The organism is Streptococcus mitis (assembly GCF_002096835.1).
Classification (GTDB): Bacteria; Bacillota; Bacilli; order Lactobacillales; family Streptococcaceae; genus Streptococcus; species Streptococcus mitis_W.
The window spans coordinates 398,391-416,865 of the sequence record NZ_NCVG01000023.1 but is presented as its reverse complement, the minus strand read 5'-3'; the positions used below and the strand labels follow the sequence as shown (position 1 = coordinate 416,865).

17 protein-coding genes and 1 riboswitch are annotated in these 18,475 nt (G+C 42.5%); of the genes, 10 read left to right on the top strand and 7 right to left on the bottom strand.

Annotated features, from left to right (window positions below; all coding sequences use genetic code 11):
- The first annotated feature begins 31 nt into the window (after positions 1-31).
- The 5 genes from B7699_RS08925 to nrdI all read left to right on the top strand — a co-directional run bounded on the left by B7699_RS08925 (position 32) and on the right by nrdI (position 4,734).
- Positions 32-646, top strand: coding sequence for a YesL family protein (locus B7699_RS08925; protein WP_084927989.1), 615 nt, complete (start codon positions 32-34; stop codon positions 644-646).
- On the top strand, positions 624-2,294 hold the full coding sequence (locus tag B7699_RS08920; protein WP_338322412.1) for a sensor histidine kinase: 1,671 nt from the start codon (positions 624-626) through the stop codon (positions 2,292-2,294). Before B7699_RS08925 ends, B7699_RS08920 begins: the two co-directional genes overlap by 23 nt.
- An 11-nt stretch (positions 2,295-2,305) precedes the next feature.
- Positions 2,306-3,592 (top strand): response regulator transcription factor, encoded by a 1,287-nt coding sequence (locus B7699_RS08915; protein ID WP_045612384.1) that lies wholly within the window; start codon positions 2,306-2,308, stop codon positions 3,590-3,592.
- 60 nt (positions 3,593-3,652) lie between these two features.
- Positions 3,653-4,186 carry an ABC transporter permease gene (locus tag B7699_RS08910; RefSeq protein WP_023946835.1) on the top strand — a complete coding sequence of 178 codons (534 nt, stop codon included), beginning with the start codon at positions 3,653-3,655 and terminating at the stop codon, positions 4,184-4,186.
- A gap of 77 nt (positions 4,187-4,263) precedes the next feature.
- A complete protein-coding gene (gene nrdI / locus B7699_RS08905) occupies positions 4,264-4,734 on the top strand; it encodes a class Ib ribonucleoside-diphosphate reductase assembly flavoprotein NrdI (RefSeq protein WP_084927987.1) in 471 nt (156 codons plus the stop codon).
- A gap of 293 nt (positions 4,735-5,027) precedes the next feature.
- Here the strand turns inward: nrdI and B7699_RS08895 are convergent, their stop codons facing one another.
- The 3 genes from B7699_RS08895 to B7699_RS08885 all read right to left on the bottom strand — a co-directional run bounded on the left by B7699_RS08895 (position 5,028) and on the right by B7699_RS08885 (position 7,507).
- Positions 5,028-6,290 carry an NRAMP family divalent metal transporter gene (locus tag B7699_RS08895; protein ID WP_000075803.1) on the bottom strand — a complete coding sequence of 421 codons (1,263 nt, stop codon included), beginning with the start codon at positions 6,288-6,290 and terminating at the stop codon, positions 5,028-5,030.
- Between the two features lie 321 nt (positions 6,291-6,611).
- On the bottom strand, positions 6,612-7,070 hold the full coding sequence (locus B7699_RS08890) for a DUF3021 domain-containing protein (RefSeq protein ID WP_084927986.1): 459 nt from the start codon (positions 7,068-7,070) through the stop codon (positions 6,612-6,614).
- Entirely contained in the window at positions 7,067-7,507 is a 441-nt protein-coding gene (locus B7699_RS08885; RefSeq protein ID WP_084927985.1) for a LytTR family DNA-binding domain-containing protein, read from the bottom strand. Before B7699_RS08885 ends, B7699_RS08890 begins: the two co-directional genes overlap by 4 nt.
- A 206-nt stretch (positions 7,508-7,713) precedes the next feature.
- Here B7699_RS08885 and mutL point away from each other — a divergent pair, with 206 nt between their 5' ends.
- The 3 genes from mutL to B7699_RS08865 are packed head-to-tail and all read left to right on the top strand — an operon-like array spanning position 7,714 to position 10,845.
- Positions 7,714-9,663 carry a DNA mismatch repair endonuclease MutL gene (gene mutL, locus B7699_RS08875; protein WP_084927984.1) on the top strand — a complete coding sequence of 650 codons (1,950 nt, stop codon included), beginning with the start codon at positions 7,714-7,716 and terminating at the stop codon, positions 9,661-9,663.
- A gap of 15 nt (positions 9,664-9,678) precedes the next feature.
- Positions 9,679-10,272, top strand: coding sequence for a Holliday junction branch migration protein RuvA (gene ruvA, locus B7699_RS08870; protein ID WP_024056928.1), 594 nt, complete (start codon positions 9,679-9,681; stop codon positions 10,270-10,272).
- A gap of 9 nt (positions 10,273-10,281) precedes the next feature.
- A complete protein-coding gene (locus B7699_RS08865; RefSeq protein ID WP_024056929.1) occupies positions 10,282-10,845 on the top strand; it encodes a DNA-3-methyladenine glycosylase I in 564 nt (187 codons plus the stop codon).
- Positions 10,846-10,928: 83 nt separating this feature from the next.
- Here B7699_RS08865 and B7699_RS08860 read toward each other — a convergent pair whose 3' ends face one another.
- The 4 genes from B7699_RS08860 to B7699_RS08845 all read right to left on the bottom strand — a co-directional run bounded on the left by B7699_RS08860 (position 10,929) and on the right by B7699_RS08845 (position 14,107).
- Positions 10,929-11,192 carry a SemiSWEET family transporter gene (locus B7699_RS08860; protein WP_000166114.1) on the bottom strand — a complete coding sequence of 88 codons (264 nt, stop codon included), beginning with the start codon at positions 11,190-11,192 and terminating at the stop codon, positions 10,929-10,931.
- A 105-nt stretch (positions 11,193-11,297) separates the two neighbouring features.
- Positions 11,298-12,332, bottom strand: a complete 1,035-nt coding sequence (locus B7699_RS08855; protein WP_084927983.1) for a S66 family peptidase — start codon at positions 12,330-12,332, stop codon at positions 11,298-11,300.
- Positions 12,333-12,473: 141 nt separating this feature from the next.
- Positions 12,474-13,151, bottom strand: a complete 678-nt coding sequence (locus tag B7699_RS08850) for a DUF1129 domain-containing protein (protein WP_084927982.1) — start codon at positions 13,149-13,151, stop codon at positions 12,474-12,476.
- 11 nt (positions 13,152-13,162) lie between these two features.
- Positions 13,163-14,107 (bottom strand): magnesium transporter CorA family protein, encoded by a 945-nt coding sequence (locus B7699_RS08845; protein ID WP_000815623.1) that lies wholly within the window; start codon positions 14,105-14,107, stop codon positions 13,163-13,165.
- 131 nt (positions 14,108-14,238) lie between these two features.
- On the opposite strand from B7699_RS08845, the gene uvrA reads away from it, so the two are divergent.
- Both uvrA and B7699_RS08835 read left to right on the top strand, forming a co-directional pair.
- A complete protein-coding gene (gene uvrA, locus B7699_RS08840) occupies positions 14,239-17,070 on the top strand; it encodes an excinuclease ABC subunit UvrA (RefSeq protein WP_084927981.1) in 2,832 nt (943 codons plus the stop codon).
- Positions 17,063-18,124: a M24 family metallopeptidase gene (locus B7699_RS08835; protein ID WP_084927980.1), complete on the top strand. Its 1,062-nt coding sequence runs from the start codon at positions 17,063-17,065 to the stop codon at positions 18,122-18,124. The genes uvrA and B7699_RS08835 overlap by 8 nt, the downstream gene beginning before the upstream one ends.
- Before the next feature lie 57 nt (positions 18,125-18,181).
- Positions 18,182-18,333: riboswitch (M-box (ykoK) riboswitch) on the top strand.
- Positions 18,334-18,475: the final 142 nt, after the last annotated feature.

Below are 18,475 nucleotides of genomic sequence, written 5' to 3'. Positions count from 1 at the left end.
ATAGTTTCATAGTTATTTTTAGGGGGATATCATGGGTAGATTTTTAGACTTTGTCTTTAATCGTTTCTTTTTAGGGATGATTGTGACAGCCTTCTTTTGGCTATTAACCTTGGCAGGAGGGATTATTCTTGGTCTAGCGCCAGCTAGTACCACCTTGATGAGCCTATATGCAGAACATGGTTATAGCTTTCGGGAATACAGTTTGAAGGAAGCGTGGTCTCTTTACAAGCAAAATTTCGTCTCAAGCAACCTGATTTTCTATAGCTTTTTAGGGGTGGATCTAGTTTTAATCTATGGTTTGTATCTCTTGGTGCAATTGCCTCATCAGACCATCGTTCATTTGATTGCCACCTTTTTGAATGTCCTAGTAGTTGCTCTGATCTTTTTGGCCTACACAGTGTTTTTGAAACTACAAGTTTATTTTGACCTATCTTATCGAAATAGTCTCAAACTATCCTTGATTGGCATCTTTATGAGCTTGGCAGCTGTGGCCAAGGTTCTCCTTGGGACAGTGCTACTTGTGGCAATTGGTTACTATATGCCTGCCCTGTTATTTTTTGTAGGAATTGGGATGTGGCATTTCTTTATCAGTGATATGTTGGAACCGGTCTATGAAAGTATCCATGAAAAATTGGCGACAAAATAGAATGAAGCAGTTTTGGCTACATACGCTTCTAAGAACCTACAGTTCAGTTATGATGATTATTATTGCGAGTTTTGCAATCTTACTCTCATACACTGACTGGGATTCAAGAGAAAAGGAAGCTCAGAGAGTAGCCCAGCGTGTAACCACTCGAACAGTCGATGAGGTAGAGTATTATTATCGGGAGTCAGCCCAGCTAGCGCAAGACTTAGTAGCCAATCAAGACCGAATACAAGGGGTTTATAAGTACTTTAGCCTGTCAACTTCTGAGTATTTTTATTGGCTGTTGGAGCATCAAGCGACTTCGCCAACTTCTATTTCTCTGTATGAAAATATTGATGATTTGTATGTTCAAAATGACTATATAACGGGTGTTGCAATCGTCTTGGAGGATTTTAAAGAAGTTTATGTTTCAACAAGGGATAAAAGAAGTGGTCATATCTTGCCTGCTGAGGCCTTTAAACCAGAGGCCAATAGTTTTGGCATTCCAGTTCTGGATCCAGCAACAGATCAATCTATAGGAGTGATATACATCTCCTTGGATCCAGAAGTTTTATATCATGCCATTGACAATACCCGGGGTCATATTCCGATGGCTGTTACTGTGACATCGCCTTTTGATACGGAGATTTTTCATATTGGTGAGAGGGTCGATAGGGAACATGAGAACTGGTTTGTTGGTATGACCTCTCATGGATATCAGGTTCAGGTGACAGTTCCTAAAAACTTTGTTTTACAAGGAACGGTGACCAGCTCTGCTTTGATTGTGGGTTTGAGCCTTCTTTTTATTGTCATTCTTTATCTGACGTTGAGGCAGACCTTTGCTAATTATCAAAAGCAGGTAGTGGACCTGGTGGATTCCATCCAAGCTATTGCCAAAGGACAAGAAGGTCTTCGCATTGATACGCTTGAAAAGGATCAGGAATTGCTCCTAATCGCGGAGACGACCAATGATATGTTGGATCGCTTGGAAAAGAATATCCATGATATTTATCAGTTAGAGCTTAGTCAAAAAGATGCCAATATGCGGGCCTTGCAGGCGCAAATCAATCCTCATTTTATGTATAATACGCTGGAGTTCTTGCGCATGTATGCAGTTATGCAAAGTCAAGATGAGTTGGCAGATATCATTTATGAATTCAGTAGTCTCTTGCGTAACAATATTTCCGACGAAAGAGAGACCCTTCTCAAACAGGAATTAGAATTTTGTCGTAAATACAGCTATCTCTGCATGGTTCGCTATCCCAAGTCCATTGCCTATGGTTTCAAGACAGACCCAGAGCTAGAGAATATGAAGATTCCTAAGTTTACCTTACAACCGCTGGTAGAAAACTATTTCGCGCATGGTGTTGACCATAGACGAACAGATAATGTGATTAGCATCAAGGCTCTTAAACAGGATGGTTTTGTAGAAATTTTGGTGGTCGATAATGGCCGTGGAATGTCGGTTGAAAAACTGGCAAGTATTCGAGAAAAATTAAGTCAGAGACATTTTGAACACCAAGCCAGTTACAGTGAACAAAAGCAGTCTATCGGGATTGTCAATGTCCATGAGCGTTTTGTGCTCTATTTTGGGGATCGCTATGCTATTACTATAGAGTCTGCAGAGCAAGCAGGTGTTCAGTATCGTATTACAATTCAAGATGAGTAGAAAGGGAGAAAATGTATAAAGTATTATTAGTAGATGATGAGTACATGGTGACAGAAGGTCTGAAACGTTTGATTCCCTTTGATAAGTGGGATATGGAGGTCGTCGCAACAGCCAGTCATGCCGATGAAGCCCTAGAATATGTTCAGGAAAATCTTGTTGATGTCATCATTTCAGATGTTAATATGCCCGACAAAACAGGGCTTGATATGATTCGGGAAATGAAAGAGATTTTACCAGATGCTGCCTATATCCTGCTCTCAGGTTATCAGGAGTTTGATTATGTCAAAAGAGCAATGAACCTTAGTGTGGTGGACTATCTGGTCAAACCTGTTGATAAGGTAGAGTTGGGAAATCTGCTGGAGAAGATTGCAGGTCAGCTCGGCGAGAGAGGGAAGAAAAGTCAGACCCTCAGTCAAGATTTAGACGAGGCTGGATTTGTTAGTTATCTAGGAGGTGAGGAGAATTGGTGGATAGGCCTAGCTAAGGAAAAACAAGGCTCCTTCACCATTCCCTACTATGTCTTGGGTCAAGACTGGCAGATTTTTATTTCTGATCAAGTCCTAGATGGTTTAGTCGTTACTCCCTTTGAAGCTCCTTATCAAGAACACTTTGAACGCTGGAAGCTGAATGCTGAGAAAGCCCTCTTTTACGGTTCTGTAAATCTAAAACAGTCTGAGAGTCTCTTTGCCTATTACGAACCGATTTATAGGGTTATCATTCAGGGAAATCTCAATCAAATCGTGGAAGAGTTGAACCTTTTGGAGAAGGTGGTTCTTGAAAATACGCCGCGTGTTCCGATTACCAAACAGCTTTTTATCCAGTTTGTCATGGATGTCTTCCATTTATTTGAGCATCTCAAAGCTGATGATTTGACGGATATTGTCAAAACGATTCATGCTATTCAATCATTCGATGAACTGGTTCCTTATATCAAGGAAACTCTGACCCGATTCTTTGGGCAATATCGTATGAATGAGAATGTGGTCAGTGTGCTAGAAGTCATTGGGCGTGATTATCAAAAAGAACTTTCCCTCAAGGATATCAGTAAGGATCTCTTTATCAATCCTGTCTATCTGGGGCAGTTGATTAAGCGAGAAACCAATTCGACCTTCGCAGAGTTACTAAATAAACAACGCATTAAGGCCGCTCAGCAACTTTTACTTTCAACTAGTGACAGTATTGAAGATATTTGTTATGCTGTTGGTTACAGTAATGTTGGATATTTCTATAAAGTGTTCCGAAAATTGTGCGGAAAATCGCCAAAAGCCTACCGAAAACAGGTAGAAACTACACTATAATATTTGTATTCCTTTACAAAAGGTGCTATAATATAAATAATAATATCAGGAGGTTCTATCATGAAAAAGAAACCGATTTATCTATGGGTCTTGCTCATCTTGTCTGCTCTTATTTCAGCTACGTCTCTGTTTGAACTTTTGAAGCCCTTGCCTAGTAAAGAAGTCCTTCGTGCTGCTCAAAAACAAGTTGCAGGGGTCAGTGCTCAGCAGGTAGAAGATAGCATTAATTTTAGCTATAGAGTGGCAGAAGCATCTCATTCTATTTTTAATGTGGCCTTGGTTGTACTATCTGCTATTTTAGTGGTAGTAGCGATTGTGTTCCTTGTTCGTAAGAATTTGCAGTATGCAAACTATACTTATGTCGGCTATGTTTTGCTAGCCATTATTGGTTCGATTTATACCTATGTGACTTTACAAGACGCTTTGCAGTTGGTTCAAGATGAAACTATTCGTTTGACAATGGGTATTGGTTCAAAAGCTGTCAGCATTTTCTATATCGTCATCAATGTTCTCTTCCTAGCCCTTGTCTTCTACAAGATATGGCGTCAACAAAAAGCCTTGGCAGAAGAAGAGGAAACAGAAGAACTTGCCTAAGTATTGACAAAAAATAACTATCAAGTTACAATCTTGGTAGTTATTTTTCGATTATAGATAAAATCATGGAGGTACATATGAAGACAATTTCTTTAGTTTATATTAGTCTGAGTGGCAATACTGAAAGTTTTGTGACGCGCTTGAAAGACTATCTCTTTTCCCAGTACGAGGGAATTGAGGTTCAAAAGATTCATATCAAGGACTTAGTCAAGGAAGGCCAAGATTTTTATGAGATGGAACATCCCTATGTCGCTTTTTTACCGACCTACCTCGAAGGTGGGAATGGCGTGGATAACGGAGATGTTGAGATTTTGACGACACCAGTGGGAGATTTTATCGCCTATGGTGACAATGCTAGTAAGTGTTTTGGTGTGGTTGGTTCAGGAAATCGTAACTTTAATAACCAATACTGCCTGACAGCTAAGCAATACAGTCAACGTTTTGGTTTCCCTGTATTGGCCGATTTTGAAATGCGAGGCATGCTGGGAGATATCAAACGTGTCGCAGCTATTATCGCAGATTTGTATGAGTTGGAAAGGGAGAATTAATACTCAATGAAAATCAAAGAGCAAACTAGGAAGCTAGTCGCAGGTTGCTCAAAGCACAGCTTTGAGGTTGCAGATAGAGCTGATGTGGTTTGAAGAGATTCTCGAATAGTATAAAGTTCTTATAAGAGGTGGTTGAAGTTGTTCAACTGTTTTTTGAGTATAAACAGTCTTTAAGAAGGTAAAAAAGCATAAGTTCAGGTCTTCAAAACCTTGTTCTTATGCTTTTTATCATAGAAATATTTACTGAATTTTCTCTTGAAATGAAACCTTATCTTCATCTCGCGCTTTGTCGATTATCCTGCTTTTCCGATTGCGAGTGCGTAGATAAAGAAGATGGCGAAGCCAAAGAGGAAAATCAATCCTGCAATGGCAAGGTGTTTGAGCCAAGAAGGAAGATTTTTGTTTTCACGCGTTACCAAGGCGTAGTTCAAAAGAGCGAAGAATGGTGTTGTCAGGAAAGAACCAATCATGGCAAAGCGGAGCATGGTTGAAACCTGACCAGCGAAGAACTTGATAATGACGATACCGATGATAGCAGTGATGGTCATCCAGATATTCAAAGATTTACTACTGTCTTCTTTTTGACTGATTAGCAGTCGGAGAGATTCCTGATTGACACGAGAGTAACCATCGATAACAGTAATAACTGTTCCAAAGATACATAGGAAGGCAATAAAGGTAATCAAGTAACGGGACCATTCGCCAAGAACAGAGGCATACATGCCTACGAATTGAGAGATGTATTTGGCTGAAGCAGCTTCAACTGCTTGCCCTGTAGGATATTGAATCAATGCTCCCAGTGCTACAAAGAACACAGCTAGGATAGCTGTTCCAATGTAACCAACGTTAAAGTCAAATAGAGCGTCCTCGGTGTTAAAGTTGACGGTCTTTTTCTTTTCAGCAGACCAAAGTGAATTGATAGCTGAAATTTCAATAGGAGCCGGCATCCACCCTAAGAGGGAAACGATGAAGGGTAGAGCTGCCATTTGCCAAGGTGTTTTCTCGACAAAATCAGAGCTGTATTCGGGATGCTTGACCGCCGCGATGATAACTGCAAGAACAGTTGCAATGGTCAAAGCTGACATGATCCATTTTGCCATGCCGTCTAAGAGTTTGTAGCCTCCAAAGAGTAACATAGCCCAAATGATTGCAACGAGAATGAGGGACCACTGAGTGATGCTAAGACCGATCATTGGGAAGGCGCTGGCGATGATAGCTGAGCACAGAATGGCGACACCAGCTGTGTTGACCATAGCCGAAAAGACATTGAGGATAAAGAAAATCCAGAGATAGAGTTTTCCTTTTTCGGCATAACCTTCAACCAAAGTCTTTCCAGTATCAGCTGTGTATTCAGCACCAAAACGGAAAAATGGATATTTAAAGACATTGGCTAAGATGACCAAGAGGAGTAGCGACCACCCATAAGAACCACCAGCTTGAGTGGAAGATACAATGTGAGAACCTCCAACAGCGGCAGAAGCCATTAGGATTCCAGGTCCCATTGCTTTTAGTTTACTTGTCCAGGTTGATTGATTTAACGAAATAGCTTGTGACATGATAGATGCTCCTTTTTGAATTTTCAGAATAATCTGGATATGTAATCTATATTCTACAAAAAATTTTGGGAAAATGCAAGAATATTTTGAAAAAAGATAGAAAATTACAGAAAATTCACAAAGAAGGTCTGAAAAGAACCGCTATGATAGCAATACTCTTCGAAAATCAAATTCAAACCACGTCAGCGTCGCCTTACCGTACTCAAGTACAGCCTGTGGCTAGCTTCCTAGTTTGCTCTTTGATTTTCATTGAGTATAAGGTGCAGCAGGATAAAGAAAAACCGAGAAGTTTCTTTCTCGGATTTGCTTATTATGAGGTTCTTACTTTCTATGCTCCAAGAGTTGATTGATGTGATCTACTTTTTTAGCCTCTCTTTTATAGGAAATAGTCCAAATGATGAGGTAGACAATCGCAAACTCAATAATGAGTTGGAGATAGAAAATCCAGTGGAAGGGGAACCAACCTGCTAGAGTTGCTAGTGGGATAAAGCCTACTAGCATGAGGAAGAAATGGGAAAGCGTCGCACGAAGCATGCTCCAGTCACGGCTGAATAAGCGGTTGCCAAAGTTGAAGAGCATACCGATGGCTGCCCAGATCAGTGTGCAGTAGAGCAAGACCAAGGCACCGTGAACCTGATGTTGAGTCATCATTTGTCCGATAAGAGAGTCGGGACTTAACGGGGCGTAGGTACTTGGTGCATAAATGAGTGAAAAGATGATAGAGAGGATGAGGCCGATGAGGACACCAGTAGCTGCGTCGTGGAAGATTTGTTTTTTCATAGTTCTAATTTCTCCTTGATGGTTTTTAGATAACGGCGTGAAGAGTAGGTGAAGCTTTCGTTTTTCAAGAAAATTTCTACTAGGCCGTTGGGCGTGAGCTTGAGATGAGAGATGGAGTTGATATTGATGATTTCTGATTGGGAAATTTGGATAAAATTGGTTGGCAAAAGTTCAAGAACCTGATAGAGCCGTAAATCAATGTTGTAGGTCTGACTCGCCGTTTCTGCTAGAACCTTCCGATTCTCGATATAGAAGCGTTGTATATTACCAATCTTAACGAGATAGACCTGATTATCAATCTTTCCTTTGATTTTTTCTGTTCGGTCCAGATTTTCTGCGAACTCGATGACTTTTTGGACTTTTTCGGTTTCTTGAGGTGCTTGCACAATCAGCTTTTCCTCCTTGTAAGTCTCACTAATCTGTAGTTCTATTTTCATAAACTTCTCTCCTTTTTAGTTATACAAGGTTGTGATCACTTCCTGTATATCTTTATTAAACACTATTTTTCAGCCCCTTGCAAGGGACTTTGTCTATGTGGAGGGATTTGGCTCCTATGTGGCGCTTGCTTTTCTGTCCTATCTGAAATATGGTATAATAGCACTAATCAATTTCTAGGAAAACAGGTACAGAAAGGGGCTGAAAAATGTCTCATATTATTGAATTGCCAGAGGTGCTGGCAAACCAAATCGCGGCTGGAGAGGTCATTGAACGTCCTGCCAGTGTGGTCAAAGAGTTGGTAGAAAATGCTATTGACGCGGGTTCTAGTCAGATTATCATTGAGATTGAAGAGTCTGGTCTCAAGAAGATTCAAATCACAGATAATGGTCATGGAATTGCCCACGATGAGGTGGAATTGGCCTTGCGTCGTCATGCGACCAGTAAGATAAAAAATCAAGCAGACCTCTTTCGAATTCGGACGCTTGGTTTTCGTGGTGAAGCCCTACCTTCTATAGCGTCTGTTAGTGTCTTAACTCTGTTGACTGCGGTGGATGGCGCAAGTCACGGGACCAAGCTAGTCGCGCGTGGGGGAGAAGTTGAAGAAGTCATTCCAGCGACTAGTCCTGTGGGAACCAAAGTTTGTGTGGAGGATCTCTTTTTCAACACGCCTGCCCGTCTCAAGTATATGAAGAGCCAGCAAGCGGAGCTGTCTCATATTATTGATATTGTTAACCGTCTGGGCTTGGCCCATCCTGAGATTTCTTTTAGTTTGATCAGTGATGGCAAGGAGATGACGCGGACAGCTGGGACTGGTCAATTGCGCCAAGCTATCGCAGGGATTTACGGTTTGGCGAGTGCCAAGAAGATGATTGAAATTGAGAATTCTGACCTAGATTTCGAAATTTCAGGTTTTGTGTCCTTGCCTGAGTTAACTCGGGCCAATCGCAATTATATCAGCCTCTTCATCAATGGCCGTTATATAAAGAATTTCCTGCTCAATCGTGCAATTCTAGACGGCTATGGTAGTAAGCTTATGGTAGGCCGTTTTCCACTGGCTGTCATTCACATTCATATCGACCCTTATCTAGCGGATGTCAATGTGCACCCAACCAAGCAAGAAGTGCGGATTTCCAAGGAAAAGGAACTGATGACCCTGGTTTCAGAAGCTATTGCAAACAGTCTCAAGGAACAAACCCTGATACCAGATGCCTTGGAAAATCTTGCCAAATCGACCGTCCGCAATCGTGAGAAGGTGGAGCAAACTATTCTCCCACTCAAAGAAAATACTCTCTACTATGAGAAAACTGATTCGTCAAGATTTAGTCAAGCTGAGGTAGCTGATTATCAGGTGAATCTGACTGAAGAGAAACAGGATTTAACCCTGTTTGCCAAGGAAACTTTGGAGCAGCTGACTAAGCCTAGCAAACTCCATTTTGCGGAGAGAAGGCCTGCTAATTATGACCAACTAGACCATCCAGAGCTAGATTTAGCCAGTCTTGATAAGGCTTATGACAAGCTGGAGCGAGAAGAAGCATCCAGCTTCCCAGAATTGGAATTTTTCGGACAGATGCATGGGACATATCTCTTTGCCCAAGGGCGAGATGGGCTCTACATCATAGACCAACACGCAGCGCAGGAACGGGTCAAGTACGAGGAGTATCGTGAGAGCATTGGCAATGTAGACCAAAGTCAACAGCAACTCCTAGTACCTTACATCTTTGAATTTCCTGCAGATGATGCCCTTCGTCTTAAAGAAAGAATGGCACTTTTGGAGGAAGTTGGGGTCTTTCTAGCAGAGTACGGAGAAAATCAATTTATCTTACGTGAACATCCTATTTGGATGGCAGAAGAAGAGATTGAATCAGGCATCTATGAGATGTGTGATATGCTACTCTTGACCAAGGAAGTTTCTATCAAGAAATATCGAGCAGAGTTGGCTATTATGATGTCCTGCAAACGGTCTATCAAGGCCAATCATCGTATTGATGATCATTCAGCTAGACAACTCCTCTATCAGCTTTCTCAATGTGACAATCCTTATAACTGTCCTCACGGACGTCCTGTTTTGGTGCATTTCACTAAGTCGGATATGGAAAAGATGTTTCGACGTATTCAGGAAAATCACACCAGTCTCCGTGAGTTGGGGAAATATTAAACTAAAAGGAAAACTATGTACGAATATTTAAAAGGAATCATTACCAAAATCACTGCTAAATACATTGTTCTTGAAGTCAACTGTATCGGCTATATCTTGCATGTGGCCAATCCTTATGCCTACTCAGGACAGGTTAATCAGGAGGCTCAGATTTATGTGCATCAGGTTGTGCGTGAGGACGCCCATCTGCTTTATGGTTTTCGCTCAGAAGACGAGAAGAAGCTCTTTCTCAGTCTGATTTCGGTGTCTGGGATTGGGCCTGTATCAGCTCTTGCTATTATTGCTGCTGATGACAATGCTGGCTTGGTTCAAGCCATTGAAACCAAGAACATCACCTACTTGACTAAGTTTCCTAAAATTGGCAAGAAAACAGCCCAGCAGATGGTGTTGGACTTGGAAGGCAAGGTAGTAGTGGCTAGTGATGATCTTCCTGCCAAGGTGGCAGTGCAAGCTAGCGCTGAAAACCAAGAACTGGAAGAAGCCATGGAAGCCATGTTGGCTCTGGGCTACAAGGCGACAGAGCTCAAGAAAATCAAGAAATTCTTTGAAGGAACGACAGATACAGCTGAGAACTATATCAAGTCGGCCCTTAAGATGTTGGTGAAATAGGAGCAGAGCATGACAAAACGTTGTTCGTGGGTCAAGATGACCAATCCTCTCTACATCGCTTATCATGATGAGGAGTGGGGTCAGCCCCTCCATGATGACCAAGCATTGTTTGAGTTGTTGTGCATGGAAACCTATCAGGCAGGCCTGTCTTGGGAAACGGTGCTCAACAAACGCCAAGCTTTCCGAGAATCCTTTCATAGCTATCAAATTCACGCAGTCGCAGAGATGACCGACACCGAATTGGAAGCCATGCTGGATAATCCAGCCATCATTCGAAATAGAGCCAAGATTTTTGCTACACGCGCTAACGCCCAATCCTTTCTACGACTACAGGCAGAGTACGGCTCTTTTGATGCCTATCTTTGGTCTTTTGTTGAGGGGAAAACGATCGTTAACGATGTTCCCGATTACCGCCAAGCCCCAGCTAAAACACCTTTGTCTGAAAAATTAGCCAAAGATCTCAAAAAACGAGGCTTCAAGTTCACAGGCCCAGTCGCCGTCTTGTCTTTTCTACAGGCTGCAGGACTAGTTGATGACCACGAGAACGATTGTGAGTGGAAAAGCGGTAATTAGTGAGTATAGGTAATTAGAATATCTAAGAATATATAAAAAGCTGAGAAACTTTTCCCAGCTTTTTATATATACTATTAGATTTGTTAGAGTGAAGTCAAAAAAGTGATTCCACCTAAAATAACACCGGCTGAATTTGGAATGATTAGTATCCAATCCTTCTTAGGTTCTTTTGTCCATCCATAAATAACCCAGATTAAGCAAGATATAGCAGCTGATAAAGGTTGAAATGGTTGAGCTTTATTTCCCTGTAAATTAGCGATAATTTGAGGTATGTAGGCAATAAATACTATAATTCCAATAAAGGCACCAATAGAACCTACGATTCGATTAATTTTTTGTTTTGTCATATACACCTCCTTCAAAAGGATATCATAGAAATTAGCGAAATGCAATAAATTCAGATACAAATTGTAACGAAAACCAATACAAAAGCACAAAAATAGAGAAACTATTTATTTTTTGTTATAGTCAAAGCGAATGACTTGCTCTTTTGCATCTACGTGGGCGTGGACTCCGAAGGGAATAATGGCTCTTGGAGTTGCGTGGCCGACATTGAGATTATAGACAATCGGGATATTGCTGCCAATGATATCCAATAGTGCCTCTTTATAGTCGTCATAGAAAGTTTCATCCATAGGTTTTCCGACCAGGAGTCCACTGATGCCCTCGAATATGCCAGTGTCTTTTAAAGTTCGCAACATCTTTTTGAAGTCTTCTGGCTCAGGCTTTTCTTCGCTTGTTTCTAGCAAGAGGATTTTTCCTTCCCAGTCTGACAAGTCAGGGAAAAGTTTGTATTTTTGACAGAGCTCCGTGCTATCTGCGTATCGAGAGTTGTCAAAGATATCGTAGAGGGATTCGAGGCAACCACCGAGGATTTTTCCCTCGAACTGGGCATTTCCTTGCAACAACTCAAAACCGGTATTTGTATGACTGACACGAGGTGTCCCCAGAGCCTTGGGACTGAAGTCAGTCCTTTCATCATACCAAACGTCACTAGAGCGGATTTCTGAGATTCTTCCCGTCTCAATCAATTCTTTAAAGTAGTGAAGGCTATAGGTTAGCATTTCTTTTTCTAATTCACAAATGTCTGCTAAGAAGGATTGACCATAAAAAGTCTTGATTCCTAGTTTATGCAACATGAGATGGTTCATGGTTGTATCCGAGAAGCCAAGAAAAATTTTTTGTTTGATAACCTTTTGTAGTTGGTCATTTTCAAAAAGATAAGGTAGTAGGCGATAGGTATCATCTCCACCGATGGCACATAGGATCATATCGATGCTATCATCAGAAAAGGCATGAATCAAATCCTCTGCACGAGCTTCAGGATGTTCCTTGATAAAGTCTAATCCTTTTAGCGAATGGGGCAAAAAGATAGGATTGAGTCCCAGGTCCTTGAGACGTTGGACACCCAAGTCCACTTCGTGTTTGACAAAGTTCTCTCCGATAATGCCACTAGATAAACTAACAATACCAATAGTAGAAATCATATTTTATCCTCCTGGAAATAGATTGAGCCTATTTTATCACAAAAGATTAGATAGAGCTATGTGGGATGTCAGAAGAATTCTTTAAAATCAAAAAAGTAAGTGAAAAAGCAACCGCACCTGCAGTTGCTTTTATGATTCTTCTTAATAGCGTGTTGGTCCTGCACTTGCGCTACGGATATTCAAGCGTTTCTTGAGATAGAAGCGAAGGGCTAGGAGGGCTGCTCCGATAATAGCTAGTGGCAATGGAGCAAGTACTGGGTTAAGGCTAGCTGGTAGGAAGCTTGTTGCAAAGAAGACAAGCAACCAAAGGAACATAGAAACTAGGATAACCAGTACAGATTTCCAGAAAGGTGGACGTTGACTGCGGTCCATATCAGGCCCGTAGTATTGGTAAACAAAGTAGTACATCAAGTAGAAGGCAAATCCACCAACCAGTCCAACTAAGAGGAGGGTAATCAATCCATAGCCGAAAGCTTGCTCTGCTGAGAAGAAGGTTGTGAGGGCGCTGACGAGGGCAAAGAGGCTAGTGATGAAAAGAGCTGAGTCCATAATCATCAGTTTTGGATCATCATTTTCTTTTGGATGCTCTTTTTCATATTGCTCCTTAACAGTGAAGCTATGAGCCCAGTGAGTTGGTGCACCATAGAGGGAACGAGCAGTCGTACCCTTGGCTTGCTCCTCAAGGATTTGGGGAATAACTTCCTCAAAAATAGCCTTGATTTCAGCATCTGTTTTTCCATCTTTGATGAATTGTTGGGTAGCGATGTGGACAAACTCTTGGTTTTTCTTAGTTAATTTTTGTAGATCAATCTGAGACATAGGAACTCCTCTTAGAACCATTTTTTATGGATGAGATAGAGAGTGAGCGAGACACTCATAGCAAAGGCGATAAAGACGATTAACCAAAAAGCATTTGGTTCACCGTTTAGGGGGATTTCATTATCCTTAAAGTTCATCCCGTAGGCAGAAAAGACCATGGTTGGGATGGACATGACGATGGTCACAAGGGCCAAGGTTTTCATGATGTTGTTCTGGTTGTTGGAAATGATAGAGGCAAAGGTCTCTGTCATAGAGTGTAAGACGTTTCCATAAATGTCTGCCATCTCGATGGCCTGTTGAGTTTCAATCAGGGTATCTTCAAGCAGGTCCTCGTCTTCAAGGTATTTCTTGATATTGCTGGTTGAGCTGGTCAATTTCTTAATCACGCGCTCATTTGTTTTGAGGGAGGCCTTGAAATAGACGATGGTTTTTTCCAATTCCATCAGCTCAATCAATTCTTCATTACGAGTTGATTGATGCAGTTGACTTTCGATTTGCTCACTCTTACGGTCGATTGAACGAAGGGCTGTTAGGTAAAGCTCTGCATTGCGATAAAGAATCTGGAAGATAAAACGCGAACGCATGAAGGTGTAGAAATTACGCAATCGACGGTTGATAAAGACATCGAGGACTGGTAGAGGTTCCAAACACGTAGTGATAATGGTTTCCTCGGTGATGATAATGCCAAGCGGGATGGTTACGTAGTAGGTGCGGTTATTTCTTTCCTCTGTGACCGGCACGTCTACGATAATCAGGGTGTACTCGTCTTCAATGGTAATACGAGACATTTCTTCCGCATCAAGTGGTGCTCGAAGGTCGGCAATATCGATATCGAAGGCGTTGGCGATTTCGAGTGATTCATTTTGAGTCGGATTGACGAGATTGATCCAAGTACCCGGTTCAAGCGTATCGATCTCTTTAAATTCGGTTGTTGTAGAGAGGAAAACTTGTTTCATATCCCTTATCCTTTCTCATTTTTCAGATTTTTTCACACCGTACTATTATACTACAAATTCAGCCTTTTGGGTAATAGAATCTCACTTTTTTTGGTATAATGGTAAGCAATAATGGACTAGAAAGAACAAAGATGCAAGATAAAATTGTTATTCATGGGGCGCGTGCCCATAATTTAAAAAATATTGATGTGGAGATTCCGCGAGACAAATTGGTTGTCGTGACCGGTTTGTCAGGATCAGGGAAATCCAGTCTGGCCTTTGATACCCTCTATGCGGAGGGACAACGTCGCTATGTGGAGAGTTTGTCAGCCTACGCTCGTCAATTCTTGGGGAATATGGAGAAGCCTGATGTAGATGCTATTGATGGTCTCAGCCCAGCTATTTCCATCGACCAAAAAACGACTAGCAAAAACCCTCGTTCAACCGTGGGGACCACGACTGAAATCAATGACTATCTGCGTCTCCTCTACGCACGTGTGGGGACGCCTTACTGTATCAACGGGCATGGGGCTATCAAGGCTTCTTCTGTGGAGCAAATCGTGGATAAGGTCTTGGAGTTGCCAGAACGCCAACGTCTGCAAATCTTAGCCCCAGTTATCCGTAAGAAAAAAGGCCAACATAAGAGTGTTATCGAGAAAGTTCAGAAAGACGGCTATGTTCGTGTCCGTGTGGATGGGGAAGTCTATGATGTGACCGAAGTGCCAGACTTGTCTAAGAGCAAGCAACACAATATTGATGTCGTGGTTGACCGTATTGTCATCAAGGAGGGCATTCGTAGTCGTCTCTTTGATTCTATTGAGGCTGCCCTTCGTATTGCAGAAGGTTATGTCATTATCGATACTATGGACGACTCTGAGTTGTTGTTCTCTGAGCATTATGCCTGTCCAGTTTGTAGCTTTACTGTTCCAGAGTTAGAGCCACGTCTCTTCTCCTTCAATGCTCCTTTTGGCTCTTGTAGTGAGTGTGACGGGCTGGGCATCAAGCTGGAGGTGGATACTGATTTGGTAGTGCCAGATGCCAGCAAAACCTTACGTGAGGGAGCCTTGGCTCCTTGGAATCCTATCTCATCCAACTACTATCCAAACATGCTAGAGCAGGCTATGACAGCCTTTGGAGTGGATATGGATAAGCCTTTTGAGGACTTGTCAGAAGAGGATAAGAACTTGATTCTCTATGGGTCAGATGGTAAGGAATTCCATTTCCACTATGAGAATGAATTTGGTGGCGTGCGCGATATTGACATTCCTTTTGAGGGAGTTGTTAATAATATCAAACGTCGCTACCATGAAACTAATAGTGACTACACCCGCACCCAGATGCGCCTCTACATGAATGAGCTGACCTGCGGAACCTGTCACGGCTATCGTCTCAATGACCAGGCCTTGTCTGTCCGTGTTGGTGGTGAGCAAGGGCCGCATATCGGAGAAATTTCAGACCTGTCTATCGCAGACCACTTGGACTTGGTGAGCCAGCTAACCTTGTCTGAAAATGAGGCAATCATTGCTCGGCCTATCCTAAAGGAAATCAAGGACCGCTTGACCTTCCTTAATAACGTGGGCCTTAACTATCTGACCCTGTCTCGTTCAGCAGGAACCCTTTCGGGTGGGGAGAGTCAGCGTATTCGTTTGGCGACCCAGATTGGTTCCAACCTATCAGGTGTCCTCTATATATTGGACGAGCCGTCGATTGGTCTTCACCAGAGGGATAATGACCGCTTGATTGCCAGTCTGAAAAAGATGCGTGACTTGGGGAATACTCTCATCGTGGTGGAACACGACGAAGATACCATGCGTGAGGCGGATTACCTGATTGACGTTGGTCCCGGTGCCGGTGTTTTTGGTGGGGAGATTGTTGCTGCAGGTACGCCCAAACAGGTGGCTCGTAACAGCAAGTCTATCACAGGCCAGTATTTATCAGGTAAACGTGCTATTCCAGTACCAGAAGAGCGTCGTGTGGGAAATGGTCGCTTTATCGAGGTGACGGGAGCGCGTGAGAACAACCTGCAAAATGTCACAGCTCGTTTCCCATTAGGAAAATTCATCGCGGTGACAGGGGTATCAGGTTCAGGGAAATCGACCTTAATCAACAGTATCCTCAAAAAAGCCATTGCCCAGAAGCTTAACCGCAATTCAGACAAGCCTGGCAAATTCAAGACCATTACCGGTATTGAGCATGTAGACCGCTTGATTGATATTGACCAGAGTCCGATTGGACGAACGCCGAGGTCTAACCCTGCTACCTATACAGGAGTTTTTGACGATATACGTGACCTTTTTGCCCAGACAAACGAGGCCAAGATTCGAGGCTACAAGAAGGGGCGTTTCAGTTTCAACGTCAAGGGTGGTCGTTGTGAAGCCTGCTCAGGTGATGGGATTATCAAGATTGAGATGCACTTCTTGCCAGATGTTTACGTGGCTTGTGAGGTCTGCCACGGAACCCGCTACAACAGTGAAACCCTAGAAGTTCACTACAAGGAAAAAAATATCTCGCAGGTCTTGGATATGACCGTCAACGATGCGGTAGAATTCTTCCAACACATTCCGAAAATTCAACGTAAACTTCAGACCATCAAGGATGTGGGACTGGGCTATGTAACGCTAGGGCAACCAGCTACCACCCTTTCTGGGGGAGAAGCTCAGCGTATGAAGCTGGCTAGTGAACTCCACAAACGATCGACAGGAAAATCTTTCTACATTCTGGATGAGCCGACGACAGGTCTTCATACCGAGGATATCGCTCGCTTGCTTAAAGTCTTGGCTCGCTTTGTAGACGATGGCAATACAGTCCTCGTTATTGAGCACAATCTAGATGTTATTAAGACGGCAGACCATATTATTGACTTGGGACCTGAGGGCGGTGTCGGTGGTGGAACCATTATCGCAACAGGAACTCCAGAAGAAGTAGTGGCAAATGAAGCCAGCTACACAGGACAGTATTTGAAAGGAAAGTTACATCATGAATAAACGTGTACAAGCATTTCTCGCTAAAATGCAAGAAAAAGAACTAGATGGCATCATTATCAACAACCTTAAAAACGTCTACTACTTGACTGGTTTTTGGGGTTCGAACGGAACAGTTTTTATTAGCCGTGACCGTCAGGTCTTGGTGACAGACTCTCGCTATATCATCGCAGCTAAGCAAGAAGTAACAGGTTTTGAGATTGTGGCTGACCGCGATGAATTGGCTGTCATTGCAGGCATTGTCAAGGATATGGACTTGTCTAGAATCGGTTTTGAGGACGAGATTTCGGTCTCTTATTATCACCGTATGCAGGCAGCTTTTGCAGGTTTGGACTTGCTTCCACAAACTCAGTTTGTTGAAGGTCTTCGAATGATTAAGGATGAGGCGGAGATTGCAGCTATTCGCAAGGCTTGTTCTATCTCAGACCAAGCTTTCCGCGATGCCCTTGACTTTATCAAACCAGGAAAAACTGAAATTGAGATTGCCAACTTCCTTGACTTCCGTATGCGTGAGTTGGGAGCATCTGGCTTGTCTTTTGACACTATCCTAGCTAGCGGTATCAACTCTTCTAAACCCCATGCCCATCCCATGCACAAACCAGTGGAATTGGGAGAAGCTATTACAATGGACTTCGGCTGTCTCTATGATCACTATGTCAGTGATATGACACGGACTATCTATCTAGGGCATGTTAGCGACGAGCAGGCAGAAATTTACAATACGGTTTTGAAAGCCAACCAAGCCTTGATTGACCAAGCTAAGGCAGGATTAGGTTTCCGTGACTTTGACAAAATTCCTCGTGATATTATCATCGAAGCAGGCTATGGCGACTACTTTACCCACGGAATCGGACACGGTATTGGACTGGATATTCATGAAGAGCCTTACTTTAGCCAGACTTCTACAGAAACTATTAAGGCAGGTATGGCATTGACCGACGAGCCGGGTATCTACATCGAAGGCAAATATGGCGTTCGTATCGAGGATGATATCTTGATTACAGAGATAGGTTGTGAATTATTGACCCTAGCTCCCAAAGAGTTGATAGTCATTTAAGAGTCAAACAACTCAAATGATTGACTTTTAAATTTTAAAGGTTTATACTGAAAGACGAAAACGGTAGGTGAGGCTACCATAGGGATACGGATGACTACCGCAAAGCAGTGGAGACACTACTAGTTGGTCAACAGTCCTGGTCGCGAAGGCCAAGACTAAGCTCATTACATTGCCCTATGGAGTTAAAGCTTGAACGAAAAAACAGATAATTAGTTTTTTAATCCTGCCATTTTTTGATGGTAGGATTTTCTACTGTTTAAAACAAAGAAAGGAGACAGACGATGCAAATTGACGACCATCCGGAACCGCACATACACAGCCAATCGCTGATTTGTGTTGTTCTGCCCTTAT